This is a genomic window from Nonlabens marinus S1-08 (assembly GCF_000831385.1).
GTDB classification, from domain to species: Bacteria; Bacteroidota; Bacteroidia; order Flavobacteriales; family Flavobacteriaceae; genus Nonlabens; species Nonlabens marinus.
In genome coordinates this window covers 861,881-876,110 of the sequence record NZ_AP014548.1, presented here as the reverse complement: position 1 = coordinate 876,110, position 14,230 = coordinate 861,881, and the positions used below count along the sequence as shown (strand labels likewise).

Genomic DNA, 14,230 nt, shown 5'->3' with positions numbered 1-14,230 from the left:
GAGTACGGTAAACAAACGGTAGTTATACCTTTACATCATCTATGATTTCAAAAAATAAAACCGTCGTTTTACATGTGGTCGAGGCATTAGGCGGTGGTGTTTACAGCTATTTTACAGATTTATCGCATGTATTAGGTCAGGATTCAAGAATTAAATTAGTGATTGCTTATAGCAACAAGAGAGATGAAATTGATCCTGAAAAAGTCGCACAAGACTTCCATGCAAACGTCGAGTTAGTCTTATTAGATCTTAAAAAAGAAATTTCTTTAAGGTCAGATTTCAATGGAGTGAAACAAATAAGTAAGCTGATCAGTCAAGTGAACCCAGATGTGATCCACCTGCACAGCAGCAAGGCAGGAATCCTGGGAAAGATTGCTATTATGGTTTGCAAATTCAAAAAGCCCACTTATTATACGCCACATGGCTATTCCTTCTTACGTCAGGACATCTCAACTTTGAAAAGGCGTTTTTATAAAAATATTGAATTTTTGTTTGCTAGGTTTTCTAGAACCAAGACTATCGCATGTGGTGATACAGAATGGGGGCTTGCAGTAAAAATGAATGCTTCCGCACAATTGATAAGGAATGGTATACGTATGGACCAGTTTGATAGCTCGAAACAACATTCAAATAATAATTCTTTGAAATTAGGAACATTAGGAAGAATCAGCTTTCAAAAGGATCCCACTACATTCAATGAAATTGCACTGCAGTCCCGTCAAGAATCCTTTTTATGGATAGGATCTGGAAACCTAAAACATAAAATTACTGCGCCTAATATTGAAGTCACCGGCTGGTTTGTAGATAAAAACGAGGCAATTCCCTTACTTAAGCAATTAGACGTTTACATCCAGACCTCTTTATGGGAAGGTCTGCCCATAGCTGTTATTGAGGCCATGGCGATGGGTCTTCCAGTAATTGCATCAAATATTATAGGAAATAAGGACCTTGTAGAGCATGGAAAGACAGGTTTCTTAGTTGATCAGAACTACGACTATGTTAAGTTCATCTCAATGCTTAGAGATTTACAGACGCGAAAAACGATGGGTGCCGCAGGGAGAAAGCGTGTTTTAGAGCTTTACGACTGTAATAAGAATTTCAAGCAGTTAGTAGATTTGTATCTGCACGATCTTTCCAGTATTGAGAAGCAAAAATACTGATCCACAATGCGCTAAAAGCAATACCATCAAAGCGAATCAAGAAATCATCCGTGAGATTTGAGACGAGAAATAAGATAAAAAACATAAAAACCAAGCTGTTCTTAAGTTTCAATGCGAGCCACAGTATGTGAAACATATAAATAACCACTGCAAAGAGCCCTAGTATTCCAAACTTTAGTAAAAAGTCCAAATATTGATTGTGTGTTGGAAACTTGTATTTGGCAAGAAAAGCCTGATTTGTGTCAACATATGCCTGACTCAACTCTTTTTTCCCATCAGCGGCACCCACGCCTATCCACAAATTGTCTTGAGCTCTATCCCATGCTGTTTTCCAAATGCTTAATCGGGTAACAAAACTGGTAAACACCTCTCCTTCTGGATCGTCAAATTCATCCAGCCTCCCCACCATATCAATGTTTTTAAACGTTTTCGTTGTGTATTTCTCTAGCATGTATGGGTTCGCTTTCGCGAAAGCGAAAACAATAAAAATCAATAACAAAGCAGCAATACTTGTAGAAATAATTAATGAGCGGATGTTTACCTGGCGGGATAATTCCAGAAAAATTATGACCAGAATGCCCACTAAGGCAATACCTACTGCAATTCTTGTATTGAGATAGAGCAACATAAATACGGATATACACCATAGAATGATCCTGAGAATACGCAGACGCAAAGTCATCCTTTTCCAACAACAAGCAATTAAGTAGGTATGCACCAGTACCAAAAATGCTACATGCATATTTACCGCTGGAGCATGCAATCCCATACTGTTAGCAAATGCATAGCCCATTTCCCATAAATGAATACCATTAAGGTATTTGTAAAATAAGGCTGACTCAACTATAGCATACCTCGCAAACAGCACGGTTAGAAGTATGGTGAAAATCGTAGAGTAAATCTTTAAGATACGCAACAGGTTGAAATCTTGCCTTTGGGATAAAATCAGTATAGGGAATACAGCCATGGATAAACGTTTCTCCATGTGCTTTAAGCCCTCACCCAATACATCATTATTCCAAAGGAATATTAAATCCAGCACAAAAGGCAAAGCGATTATGACAATGGACCATATCGCTACTCGAGTCCACTTTATATTGTGATAATAAAACAAGCTGACCACAACGAATATCAGAATGGCAATTGTCGCTGGTTTAGGAAAAACAAGTATGCTCGCTAGAACAGCAATTAGTATCTCATAGTAACCTCTAGTCTTAACGCTGTCTTTCATATCAACTACGTTTAAATATATATTTTCTCGTGAGCTTAGGTCGCTTGATTAGGTTTTGATCATAATACATCGCTAGCCATAATAACGGGATTACTCCAATCTTGTGACGTATGGCACTACCTAGGTCTGGCTCAAAAACACCTTGTAATATGAAATAAGCGAAAAGCAGGTTCAACACCCACTGCTCATGGGAAAACTTCCTGTTTTTTAATACCCGGCCATAGTAAACAAAAAGCACGTAGAACGTGATCAGTTGTAATAAGAGAAAGGCTATTACCTGTGGTTTATACCAAAATCGCAAGCCGTTCAAAGGAATGTTCACTGTGAAAAAACCGTATAAAATAGATATGGATTCTCCATAAACGGTATCTGCTGGAACTGGAGATACAATCATGGTATCAGCATCCTGATCCCCTTTTTCAAGCCTCATTTCGTTGAGGTTTTCTCGAGAACTTTCCGTCATGAACTCGCCTTTAACGGCTCCATAAGAAAAGGAAATAAAAGCGGTGAATAGAAGTCCTATGACAATATTTGAGATAGCCTTATTTCTAATAGACACAATATTCACAACATAAATACAACCAGCGATGATGGGAACTAAAATATAATACGGTCTGAAAAACCAACTAAAAAAAGCAAATAGCAGTGTGGAAATAAGTATCTTTTTTCTAAGACTCATAGGGGATATCAATACCAGTGCTATAATGCCTAGGTAAAGAATATTGATAAACTCTTTTGATGGATAGGATACGAAAAATGCGATAAGCAATAAATTAATCCACACGATTCCATTTCTAAGGGTGAACCTTGCAAACACATCAGGAATCCCTAGCTTACCAATGATATAGAAAAGGATGGGAACCTGAATTAGCCCCACGAGACTATAGTCCAGATCACTCAAACCCGTTTTTTGATAGAATCCTATAGAGAAAGGATAGGATCCCAGCCATCCTATCTCGTTGTATTGATCAGATACAATGGTTCCAGCATCTGCAAGGAACCGTGCTGGCAGATAGAAGGAACTCAGCATTCCTATTAGGGTTACCGCTACCCCAATTGAAATAAATAGTAGTGTATTTTTATTGTAAAAACTGGTTATCATTTGCTTTTCTATAGAATAGAATTTTAAAACTTCTATAAGTGCGAGTCAATTAAGAAATGTCATTTACCTTCTGGGCAAGTACAATATTATTGTGGTATAAGTCTTTGTTTTTAGGAAGGATCACGTTTAAAATAATCCCTAATAATGTAAACGGCGGCAATAAAATAGGTGTGAAAATGGCTTTTAAGATTTTATTGCTGAGAACGTTTTGGAATAGATAGGAATTCCACAGTTGAAAAATCGTTTGAACAAATGTTGTCGACTTTTCAAGATTCAAAACCTCAAAACCATTTTTTTCTAAAACATGTTTGATTCCATAAGAAGTATATCGGCCAAAGTCATACGGTATCTCATGCTCATCCCAGACAAAAGGAACCGTTATTAATAACTTTCCTTCCATTTTGCAAACTCGGTTGATTTCTTTCATTACCTCATCTAGATTGAACACGTGTTCAAAGACTTCGCTTGAGAAAATACTGTCAAAAACATGGGAATCAAAAGGTATCGTTATACCGTCGTAATAAACATCTACTTCTTTATTGGTTTTGTGATTACCGCTTTCTTTAATATCGAGCCCTACATACTCATTGACATTAAAGAGCTTTCTATATGGCTTGCTCCCACAACCAAAATCTAAAAGTGTTCCTGATAAAGCATTTGCATTTTTTTCTATTCCTTTATATAAACCTCTTCTAATAAAAAAGTAAGGGTTTATGAAAAACCCCAAAAATCCTGGGTTGAAAGTTTCCCGCCTTATCGTTTTTGTTAGAAAATATCTCATGCAACAGTATACGTATAAGTACAATTGATTGTATCCTCGCAAACTTAATGATTAAGATTCTAACTAAATTTCAAATCAAAATCAAGGTAACAATTCATGGCCACGGAGAGCAACAAAAGAAAGATAGTATTATTTGTTCCATTACTAGGAGGTGGAGGAGCAGAAATGGTTTTTGTGAATCTCTCTAACTACTTTGTAAGTAATGGTTTTGATGTAGTATTATTTTATGCCTACGGCGATTCATTCCTTAATCTTTTAGATAAAAGAGTCATCAATAAACCCGTTGCTGGGACTAAATATTCCAGTATAAGAACAATAAATAGGGTGATAAGGATTTTGAAATCTTACGTTGCCTTATGCAAGTTACTCAAAAAAGAACAGCCTGATTATCTTCTAGCCACCGTCCATGAGTCAAACATGATCGCTTATTTTGCTCACAAAAAGGTAGCTCATCGCACTAAGCTCATTTTGAGTATGGCAAACATATATCGTAAATCGACCTTACCGTTTTTTCTGCGACCTGTGCTTAAAACAGCTTTTAAAAATGCGCAAAACTTAATTGCAAACTCTCCAGACACCGCTGCTTCATACAAAAGATTTGTAGGGAATGACAGTCTGCCTGTACATATAATTGGAAACCCCACTTTTCAAGAAAACACAAACATTAAACCTCTAGATTTTGATTTTCCATACCTTCTAACAGTAGGGAGATTAGAAAGTCAAAAGAATCAATCATTAATGATTGATGCGTTTTACAAAGTTTGCTTAACAAATAAGACCATTAAGCTCATCATTTTGGGAGAGGGAACTTTACGCGGAGCTCTTGAGCGACGAACAAAGTCCTTAGGGTTGACTGATAGAGTAATTTTTATGGGATTTGTTGAGGACACATCTAGATATTATAGCAATGCAGAAGCGTTTATATTGAGCTCAGACTTTGAAGGGTTTGGAAACGTAATCGTTGAAGCTATGTCCTACGGAATTCCAGTAGTAAGTACTGACTGTCCTGGGGGACCTAATTTTATTATCAATAAACCTACTATCGGAGAGCTTTGTGAAATGCAAAATCCTGAAGCGTTATCCGCTGCAATTTTAAAGGTATTGCATCATCCAGAGAATTATTCTAGGGAAGAAATCATCAATAGAGCCAAGGATTTCTCTATAAAAAAAATTGGTGAAATATATGTCAGATTGCTAGAGTCTGTAAGGTAGACACCTAATTTTAAGAGGTGAAAATTGTTTCTAAAAGTGTACAAACAGCTTAATTCTATCTTTCTTATAAGAATATATCAAGGATACTACCGTCCAGAACGCCATGCTTAGCGAAGATGCCGCCGCGGCACCAACAATACCATAAGAAGGTATCAATATTAGATTGAGAATCAAATTGATAAGCACAGTAATTAAAATTATTACTTGTAAAACCTTCTCTCTACCTGTCATGTTAAGATATGAAGGACTTAATGAACTGAAGGTGCTGAAAAGAAAACCAATAAGCAGAATATCAAGTGCTGTTTTCCCTTCCGTAAAAGAGCTCCCAAAAAAACCCAAGAGAATATCGCCGAATAGATAAGTCCCGATCAGCAGTGGCAGCGTTATGAGAAAAATGATGTTTGTTATGCGTCTCAATCTCATTTGCAACACGTCCATTTCTTTTTTGTAAAAAAGGGTGGATATTTCTGTAGAGACAGCAGCTTGAAAGGTCGTAATAACCATCGCCAGCAACATAGTAATCTTTACTGGAACAGCATATATCGCAATTTGTTCGAGACCCGTGTATTGCTTTAAAAAATAGATGTCAATGGTGGTAAGCAGCATAAAACCAAGACCAGAAATAGCCATAGGATATGACTTTTTCAATATTTCATTAGTGCTGATTTTAGCTTTTCTAGAAAGTGGGTGCTTCAACCATAACACCAGTGCTGTAGTTATTACGGAAAGCACTACAAAGCCTAAGAGGTATAATTCAAACAGGTACTGATAATTCTGAGTAATCATTATATAAAGAACAATGACGGCTAGTGGCGAGTACTTAAAAACTCCTCTAAAAAGCTCTGAAAGAACCATCTTATTGAGTACTCTAAAATATTCTGTATTTAAAACGGTAATCGAATAAAAGAACACAAAGAGAACAACCTTTAAAATGATTAAATAGCCTTCGTAATCTGCAAAAGCCTTTATCCAAATAGACTCAGGGACAATGAAGTAAATAACCAGCAATACAGTACAAAAGCTAAACACCATCAGTACCATTTTTCGATATACCAGAAAAATATCTCCTCCTGATTTTTGACTTTCCAATCGTCCAAAAAATTGTAAAATAGAACGATCTGTACCGAATAGGATAATAGACCCCAGAAGCATAAGACTAGATCGACCATACTCAAAAGCTCCAAAAACCTCTTTACTTAAGCTGTTTGTCATTATAATTGTGAGTATGAAAAACATGGCAGCGCCGGCAGTTCGCCAGAATAATAGCCAGATCTTAGATTCTCTATTAAACAAACCTTGTACTATAGGGACAATAGAATTATAGGCGCGGTCATACTTGCTCATCGCTTAGATGGAATTTGTTCTTGAGGTTTGACACCCGGTTTAATCTACGATAAAAGATGCTAGTTTCAGAGCAGTCTCTTCACTACACAATAGGTAATTCCAAGAATCAGCTTTTTTCAAGGACTTCGCCCTCTTCATCCCAGTTTTTTCGTCAATCTGAAAAAACAAATAGGGGGCTTCCCTAATAGCATCTTCCACTTGTGCACCTATGTGATCTTCTAAAATCTCTATAAGCATTGTAGGCATAAATTCCTTCAAATATTTGCCCATGCCTTGTAGAACCTCAGGCTCATGAGCTTCTACGTCAATTTTCATGAGGTCGATTTGATCTATATTTTGCTCTAGAATGTAAGTGTCCAGTCTCTTGGTAGTAATGGTCGTGGGGATAGAGCTATTGGGATTATCGCTTCTATCCTCATTAACAGTAACAGAGTATACATGATCCGTATTTTTATCATAGATCACTGCTTCACCATCATAATTTGAAAGCGCCTCCTTATTACAAAAGGTGTCAAAGTTATTTAAATCTTGATTGAGAATTAGCTTTTCAAAAACGCGATCCACAGGCTCAAACGCATGAACTTGGGCCGTTGGGTTCATGGTTTTAGAAACTAAACTATAGATTCCTGTATTTGCACCCACGTCCATGATTATTTGTGCATCCTCACTTAGAGCTTTCCATATAGACATAGATGTGTGCTCCCATCCGCCCTCGATTCCTTTCCAGTACACATCATTTTCCAATTGCATGGCATGATTCATAATGGTAAAGGAGCGTCCTTTTTCCACCTGGACCTCAAACTCCCCAACAAATCTCAAATAATGATAAATGCTTCTAGGTAAATCGAAATTTCGCTTGATAACTTCAAATACGGGTCTTTTAAATGGGATCGCGTTATAAATAGCTTTAGTCAACTTCTGACTCATAGATAAAGTTCTTTTCAGGAGATGAAAATACGTTTAATTTGAACGCTATGATAGATGTATCTTAGGTATACTTAGGATCAAACAATTCGAGAAATCAAATTTAAAATTAGAATCGGTTGAATTAAATTCGCGAGTCTATAATTGTTCTGTGTAGGCGGTAAATGTTTTTTCAATCGCCTCTGATACTCTAGTAATTTCATAACCGAATTGTACTTCCGTCATAGAGCTATCCAAAACACTATATTCAGGCCGTTTAGCCACCGTTGGAAATTCACTTACTGGAGTAATCTTTCTTTGCAATCCTGCATGTGCTAATATCGCTTTCGCGAAAGCGAACCATGTCATACTACCCTTGTTGCAAAAATGATAGATTCCATAGTGCTCTGGGTCCTTATACACCACGTGAGTAATAAAGTCTGCAAGGTCTACTGCGCTAGTGGGGCAACCCGTCTGATTGTCTACCACTTTCATTTCTTCCAAGTCATTCTCCATCACCCAGCGGAAGAAATTCTTGCCATGCGGCGCATACAACCATGATATTCGAAATATGTAATGCTTCACACCTGTTCGCTGTATCGCTTGTTCTCCCTGCAGCTTACTGCTGCCATAGGTGTTGAGAGGGTTTGTTAGATCTGTAGGTTTATAGGGGCTTACTGCGGTGCCATCAAAAACATAGTCTGTGGAAAAGTGTATGAGCGTGGCTCCTACCTGCTTTACGAGAGCTGCTAGCATTCCCACAGCACTGGCATTGATCTTAAATGCTTCTAGTGGCTCGGATTCCGCTTGATCTACTGCGGTATAGGCAGCACAATTGATGACGTACTCTGGTCTATGTTTGTAAAGTTGATGTCTGACTTTAGAATAGCAGGTAATATCTAGATCGTTCCTGTCAAGGCAGATTGTATTACTATCTTGAAAAGCAGTGGCTATACTGGTTCCCAGCATACCACCAGCTCCAACAATCAGTATCTTTTTCAATGATGACTATTTTGAAGTGTTCGGGTAACTCTTGAGAAATCTCCAAACGGCGGGAATAGCAGCAACTAAAATTCCTAAAACAAAGAATAAAATGACTAATTTGAGCTTTGTGTGCTCTTCTTTGACACTACCTCTTACCACATATTCTGAAACTATGTTTACCGTGTTTTCTGAACCGTATTTGTCTTCTCTCAAATCTTGTAGATCCTCTAATAATTCTTGCTTTTGAAAAAATAGAGTTGCCAAATTATCGGAAGATCTCTGGTCTCCTACGAACAAATTGGTGTTACCGCTGGAGGACTGGTTTGTGGCTATCATTTTTTGGTAAGCGGCCAGCAGGGAATCTATCTCAGTCAGTTGATATTGCTTAGAGCTGATATTGAACTCTGTATTTTCTAGATAAGATAATCTTGCCGCTTTTATTCCTGAGTTCTCTTTTACCTCGATAATTTTTGGAATTGCCTTTTCTAATACATCCCTGCTATTTGCTTTAGCTATGATTTCATAGAATTGATAATCCATCTCTCTTTTAGCTTCTTTGAATCCTTCAAAAGTGAAATTATCTAACGCCATAGTATCTGCATCGCGCGCTAGTCGGTCATATTCCTCTAGCAATTCTGTATCGTTATAACTTTCCTCTATGCTGAAACCGTTTATTTGCTGTGCCTCGTCCACTGTAAGGCCCAACTCTTTTGCTAGACGGGTATAATCTCCCTCGCTAGTAAGTGCATCGTAGTAATTGATATTAGATATAAGCTGAGAGCTGCTATTAAAATTGGGCTCCACTCGCAATTGCGCACTATAATTGGATTTTGTATTGGAATCTAAATAAAAGCCTAGGGCTAGACCGGCAACAATAAATGCACCAATCAAGAGAATATTACGCTGCAAGAAAACAAAAAATAGAATCAGCGCGTGGCCTATTGCTTTAAAGAACGCCCCTATAGCATTGAAGAAATTCTTGATGCCGTTGCCTATCCATACAAAAACAGGAACTAAATCTACTTCTTGTTCCTCGCGATTACTGTTGTCCTGCTGTTGATTCATAAATTCCCTTTTGTATACGATTCAAATATAACGCAATAGGCAAAACAAGATTACTCTGGTACTTCTTGTTTTGTCTTAGCCACGCTATCATGTAGGATTTGCTCCAGTATTTTCTCTGTAATCACATACACTGGCTTCACTCCAGTCAATCCTAAGCCACCGCTAGCTAGTGTATGGCCTGTTTTGAGAGGGTTATCGCTTGCATAGTAGGCATAACGTACTTTGACCTTTTTACTGATGCTGCGGCGTACCTTAGAAGCTGCCTGGATGGCTTTTTGATAATGAGCTCCTTCCATTTCAAGACCTATGACTCTCCAACTGGAATTATAGAAATATTCTAATACATCTCTATTTTGAAGCGAGGTTCCTAAAACTGTTACCATAGAACCTGAAACCACGCTTAGCCCTTCTGTGGCTAAGTCTTTTTTGGAAAGCCTGTTTTTAAACGGATAGTTATCTGCAGTTCCTTCAAAAACGTGAGCGTCTGGCACCATGATGTCGCCTTTATCTCCCTCAAGAATACCGGCTTTTCCCATGATGCTGATGGATTTGATATTCATCAAATGCATTTCTTTACCATCGTTATAAGGCTTCAGCAGTTCGTCTAGCGTTTCATATGCTTGCTCTCCAAAGGCGTAATCCATCACAATGAGTACTGGTTTTTGGTCTGTATCGCTTTCGCGAAAGCGATCTTCACAAAAATCTATCTTTTCAAATGCAGCTTTAGACGTATCAAAAATCTGCACATCAATATTAGTCCCACTGGCATCTGGAAGTTCTGCCATACCATTTTGCAACGCGTATTTCTTGACAGCATCTCTATTTTTCTTGCCTTGGGCATGGCTCAAGGAAGCAAAAGTCTCCATACGGCCATTTTTAGCTACCTGAGTTGCTAATACCTTAGGCCCGTAAATGGAGTTCATAACGGAATGTAAGTTGGCGCTAATTATGTGCAACGGCCTGTCGAACAAGTTGTGCTCAATCAAATGTTTTTTAATGCGCAGTGCCCATCGATCACCATGTATGTGATGACCCAATCGTTCTCTAAGCACCGGAGAAAAAGTGACGACACGTTTTTGCTCGTCCATAATCTCGCGTTTCCCCAGTAATCCTAAGTAGTAAATGGTACTCAAAAACTGATGCGGGTTGCTAGGTGTTGCAAAGTCATCATACACCTGCATCACCTCATCAAAAGTGCGTCCTAGGATATTAGCAACGTGAATGACCGTTACCTCTTTTTCTTCCTGTGTCAATTCCTCTTTTTCTATAGCGTCTTCTAAACATTTCCAGTCTCTAGTGACGTTCCCATTTTCCCCTATAATCACACGTTTCATGATCTTGTGAGATTCCACCATCAAAAAGGTAAGGTGGGTAAGGATGTCATAAATCTCAGACCTCCCACGGGTGATCTCAATATTCATCTGTTGCTGATCGATGCGATAGCAATTGCGGCGGCGTTTTTTAGGGACAATGGCTTTAAAATGGGACCGGCCATAGCCTTCATCGCTTGTAAGATTGATGTAGGTACACTCCTCGATTCCCATAGGCAAGCGGTCCATCACGTAAAGTAAACCGTTCAATTCTATTTTATCCTCAGCAATAGAACCATATATTTCTGGACGAATGGTAAGTAAAGACTCTCGTAAGGATTCACCACTAACCCCCATAGGCTTGTAAAATCCACGGTTGAACAAATGTCGCATGGTGATGTACATGCGTTCAATGGCGTTCGTGCTTTCTTGAGCTCTTGTTCTAGGCTCTACGTTGATAATGGGCATAAATAGTAATTTCTGTACAAAGATAGGATACTCTACTGTCAGTTATGGAAATGTACTGATGGTCTAATAGCAACCCATGCTTTGAGGCGTTCTATGCCATCATCAAAAAATAGTAACTGACGCCTATGGCAATTCCTACTTGTAATAAAATGTGTACTATTTCTAGCAACGGGCTTCTGTTTAAGTCTTTTTGGAAAAAGTCTTTTGCAATAGAAACAACTACATAATAAATCAACAAAAAAATCAGCGAGGCGATAGCCACCCATACACATAGTGCAAAGGCAACGTCTCTAAGCATTTTTAAATATTTTCAAAAAACCCAGCAATCTTTCGATCGTTAGAAAGTCTAGGCAATTTGTTTTGTCCGCCCAGCTTACCAATACTTTTCATGTACTGTTGAAACGCACCAGTTTCTAGAACTCTCAATTTTAAAGGCTGCAAGACCTTCCCCTTGATCAGGTCGTCGTAATAGCTATTCTGCTGGCGCATTTCTTGATCTAGTGCAGCAGTGAATTCCTTTATTTTTTGCTCATCTGGCCGTTGATCCATTTCAATGAACCATTCGTGATAAGGCAACTCTCCTGCTGGAGTTTCCAATTGCGGCGCCACTGTAAATTCATTGATGATAAATCCATGTTTTTCTACAGTAACTCTCATAGCCTCTTCTACTTCCTTACCTATCACGTGCTCGCCGCTGGCGCTGATGTAGTGTTTGATGCGTCCAGTAACCACAACCCGATAGGGCTTTGTGCTGGTAAATGCGATCGTATCACCTATGTTGTAAGCCCAAAGTCCTGCGGTAGTGGAAATAATCATCACATAATTCACGCCTATTTCTACATCGCCTATGGTCAGCCTAGGTGGGTTTTCTTCATGAAATTGATCTGCTGGAATAAATTCATAAAAGATACCTGCGTCTAAAAGAAGTAACATTCCTTTTTCGGACTGTTTGTCTTGATAAGCAAAGAATCCTTCACTGGCAGGAAAAAGCTCGATGCTATCAATTTTACGGCCTATTAATGCATCAAATTTGGCTTTATAAGGTTCAAAGTTGACACCTCCATAAATGAGTAGACTCAAGTCTGGGAATACCTCGCCTACTTTCTTGCCAGTACGAGCCACAATGCGCTCAAAATACATTTGCAACCAGCTGGGGATTCCAGAAATCACGCTCATATTCTCTGGGAGGGTTTCATCAATCACTGCTTCTACCTTGGTCTCCCAGTCTTCAATGCAATTGGTCTCCCAGCTGGGCATGCGGTTGCGCTGCAAATAATCGGGAACGTAATGTGCCACGATACCACTAAGTCTTCCTAATTGTATACCGTTTTGCTCCTCCAACACTGGGCTGCCCTGTAGGAATATCATTTTACCATCCACAAAGTTTGAGTTGCCAGTCTCGTATATGTAGCTGAGAATGGCATTCCTTGCCGCCTTAATGTGCTCTGGCATGGAATCTTTAGTGAGTGGGATGTACTTCGCACCGCTTGTGGTTCCTGATGTTTTGGCGAAGTATAATGGCTTTCCTGGCCACAAAATATCACTTTCGCCCGCCACTACTCGATCAATGTAAGGTTTTAGATCTTCATAGTCCCGAACGGGCACTTGATTGACAAAATCTTTATGGGTTTTGATGGTGTTGAAGGAGTGCGCTTTCGCGAAAGCGGTATTCCCAGCAACCTTGAGCAAATTTTGAAATACTTTATGTTGCGATTTGATGGGGCGGCGCGACCACCTTTTAGTCTGACGGTCGACATAAGCCGCAAACGCCCGGGCTGCAGTAGATTTAATGGACATTACTCGAAGTTTATAAAATTGGTAGGGTCCAAAGGATAGCCATCGCTCCAAAGTTCAAAATGCAAATGTGGACCGTTAGTTAACTCACCGGTATTACCAACGCTTGCGATGACTTCTCCGGCAAGTACTTGATCGTTTTGATTTTTTGTGAGCGTCCCACAATGTTTGTAAACAGTTATAAGACCATAGGCGTGTTCTAGCAAGATCGTGTAACCAGTCTCTGCCGTCCAGCCTGAAAAAACTACGGTGCCAGCGGCAGCAGCTTTTACAGGTGTATTTGTTGCAGCAGTGACATCAACTGCAAAATGCTTTTCTTTTACACTAAACCCGTTTGAAATACTCCCTTTTAGCGGCTTGAAGAATACAAAGTTAGTTCGTGCTTTGGCGCCTTCAATAAAATTGTATTTGTCTTCACGAGCCACCTCTTCTCTTAACAAACTATCTTCCCTACTTGGGGCAAAATCATCCATTGAAAGCGATGTTTCTACTTGTGCAACGCTGTCTATACGCGCATACTCTTCTGTAGTTATGTCTCCACTTAACACCATCTTGATGCGCTGGTACTGCTGCTCGTTTAAAGCGAGTTTTTGCTTTAAGGAGTCGGTTTCCTGCATGAGAACCGCCGTCTGATTGCGCAATTCACTACTGGAATAACCAGGAATGAGTTCGCGTACTGGTGTGTATGCGATAAATATCGTGGTTAAAGCGATTAGGATTACGGCACTTACAACAGTGACCACAAAAACGTTGATGCGGTTGAGCTTTAAGCTAAAACGCTCTTCAAAAGTATCATCGTTGAGCACCACCATACGGTATTGATGCCTCCACTTACTTTTGTATTTCTTCTTAGGTTTTTCCATGGGTTCCCTACAA

At 39.1% G+C, this 14,230-nt stretch carries 13 protein-coding genes; 2 read left to right on the top strand and 11 right to left on the bottom strand.

Going from position 1 to position 14,230, the window contains the following annotated elements:
- Positions 1 to 41 precede the first annotated feature (41 nt).
- Complete coding sequence (locus NMS_RS04165) at positions 42 to 1,160, top strand: glycosyltransferase (RefSeq protein ID WP_041495560.1); 1,119 nt, start codon at positions 42 to 44, stop codon at positions 1,158 to 1,160.
- On the opposite strand, the gene NMS_RS04160 is transcribed toward NMS_RS04165, so the two are convergent.
- The 3 genes from NMS_RS04160 to NMS_RS04150 are packed head-to-tail and all read right to left on the bottom strand — an operon-like array spanning position 1,099 to position 4,274.
- Complete coding sequence (locus NMS_RS04160) at positions 1,099 to 2,391, bottom strand: O-antigen ligase family protein (RefSeq protein ID WP_052476698.1); 1,293 nt, start codon at positions 2,389 to 2,391, stop codon at positions 1,099 to 1,101. The genes NMS_RS04165 and NMS_RS04160 overlap by 62 nt on opposite strands.
- Position 2,392: 1 nt before the next feature.
- Entirely contained in the window at positions 2,393 to 3,493 is a 1,101-nt protein-coding gene (locus tag NMS_RS04155; protein ID WP_052476697.1) for a hypothetical protein, read from the bottom strand.
- Between the two features lie 49 nt (positions 3,494 to 3,542).
- Positions 3,543 to 4,274, bottom strand: coding sequence for a class I SAM-dependent methyltransferase (locus NMS_RS04150; protein WP_052476695.1), 732 nt, complete (start codon positions 4,272 to 4,274; stop codon positions 3,543 to 3,545).
- Positions 4,275 to 4,370: 96 nt separating this feature from the next.
- Between NMS_RS04150 and NMS_RS13395 the strand changes: the two genes are divergently transcribed.
- Positions 4,371 to 5,486 (top strand): glycosyltransferase, encoded by a 1,116-nt coding sequence (locus NMS_RS13395; protein WP_052476693.1) that lies wholly within the window; start codon positions 4,371 to 4,373, stop codon positions 5,484 to 5,486.
- Between the two features lie 30 nt (positions 5,487 to 5,516).
- Here the strand turns inward: NMS_RS13395 and NMS_RS04140 are convergent, their stop codons facing one another.
- The 8 genes from NMS_RS04140 to NMS_RS04105 all read right to left on the bottom strand — a co-directional run bounded on the left by NMS_RS04140 (position 5,517) and on the right by NMS_RS04105 (position 14,217).
- Positions 5,517 to 6,830, bottom strand: a complete 1,314-nt coding sequence (locus NMS_RS04140) for an MATE family efflux transporter (RefSeq protein ID WP_084217603.1) — start codon at positions 6,828 to 6,830, stop codon at positions 5,517 to 5,519.
- A 39-nt stretch (positions 6,831 to 6,869) separates the two neighbouring features.
- Positions 6,870 to 7,757, bottom strand: coding sequence for an FkbM family methyltransferase (locus NMS_RS04135; protein WP_041495558.1), 888 nt, complete (start codon positions 7,755 to 7,757; stop codon positions 6,870 to 6,872).
- 135 nt (positions 7,758 to 7,892) lie between these two features.
- On the bottom strand, positions 7,893 to 8,735 hold the full coding sequence (gene rfbD, locus NMS_RS04130; protein WP_041495557.1) for a dTDP-4-dehydrorhamnose reductase: 843 nt from the start codon (positions 8,733 to 8,735) through the stop codon (positions 7,893 to 7,895).
- A 6-nt stretch (positions 8,736 to 8,741) separates the two neighbouring features.
- On the bottom strand, positions 8,742 to 9,782 hold the full coding sequence (locus NMS_RS04125) for a hypothetical protein (RefSeq protein ID WP_041495556.1): 1,041 nt from the start codon (positions 9,780 to 9,782) through the stop codon (positions 8,742 to 8,744).
- Between the two features lie 50 nt (positions 9,783 to 9,832).
- A complete protein-coding gene (locus NMS_RS04120; RefSeq protein WP_041495555.1) occupies positions 9,833 to 11,560 on the bottom strand; it encodes a DUF6909 family protein in 1,728 nt (575 codons plus the stop codon).
- A 91-nt stretch (positions 11,561 to 11,651) separates the two neighbouring features.
- Entirely contained in the window at positions 11,652 to 11,858 is a 207-nt protein-coding gene (locus tag NMS_RS04115) for a hypothetical protein (protein ID WP_041495554.1), read from the bottom strand.
- Between the two features lie 2 nt (positions 11,859 to 11,860).
- Positions 11,861 to 13,357, bottom strand: a complete 1,497-nt coding sequence (locus tag NMS_RS04110) for a GH3 auxin-responsive promoter family protein (RefSeq protein ID WP_041495553.1) — start codon at positions 13,355 to 13,357, stop codon at positions 11,861 to 11,863.
- Positions 13,357 to 14,217: a M23 family metallopeptidase gene (locus NMS_RS04105; RefSeq protein ID WP_041495552.1), complete on the bottom strand. Its 861-nt coding sequence runs from the start codon at positions 14,215 to 14,217 to the stop codon at positions 13,357 to 13,359. The genes NMS_RS04110 and NMS_RS04105 overlap by 1 nt, the downstream gene beginning before the upstream one ends.
- Between the last annotated feature and the right edge of the window lie 13 nt (positions 14,218 to 14,230).

Bases quoted from the DNA above. Each gene is read 5' to 3' on its own strand.
- NMS_RS04115 (WP_041495554.1), bottom strand. From the start codon at position 11,858: ATGCTTAGAGACGTTGCCTTTGCACTATGTGTATGGGTGGCTATCGCC.
- NMS_RS04165 (WP_041495560.1), top strand. From the start codon at position 42: ATGATTTCAAAAAATAAAACCGTCGTTTTACATGTGGTCGAGGCATTA.
- NMS_RS04135 (WP_041495558.1), bottom strand. From the start codon at position 7,757: ATGAGTCAGAAGTTGACTAAAGCTATTTATAACGCGATCCCATTTAAA.
- NMS_RS04120 (WP_041495555.1), bottom strand. From the start codon at position 11,560: ATGCCCATTATCAACGTAGAGCCTAGAACAAGAGCTCAAGAAAGCACG.
- NMS_RS04150 (WP_052476695.1), bottom strand. From the start codon at position 4,274: ATGAGATATTTTCTAACAAAAACGATAAGGCGGGAAACTTTCAACCCA.
- NMS_RS04110 (WP_041495553.1), bottom strand. From the start codon at position 13,357: ATGTCCATTAAATCTACTGCAGCCCGGGCGTTTGCGGCTTATGTCGAC.
- NMS_RS04155 (WP_052476697.1), bottom strand. From the start codon at position 3,493: ATGATAACCAGTTTTTACAATAAAAATACACTACTATTTATTTCAATT.
- NMS_RS04160 (WP_052476698.1), bottom strand. From the start codon at position 2,391: ATGAAAGACAGCGTTAAGACTAGAGGTTACTATGAGATACTAATTGCT.
- NMS_RS13395 (WP_052476693.1), top strand. From the start codon at position 4,371: ATGGCCACGGAGAGCAACAAAAGAAAGATAGTATTATTTGTTCCATTA.
- NMS_RS04105 (WP_041495552.1), bottom strand. From the start codon at position 14,217: ATGGAAAAACCTAAGAAGAAATACAAAAGTAAGTGGAGGCATCAATAC.
- NMS_RS04125 (WP_041495556.1), bottom strand. From the start codon at position 9,782: ATGAATCAACAGCAGGACAACAGTAATCGCGAGGAACAAGAAGTAGAT.
- NMS_RS04140 (WP_084217603.1), bottom strand. From the start codon at position 6,830: ATGAGCAAGTATGACCGCGCCTATAATTCTATTGTCCCTATAGTACAA.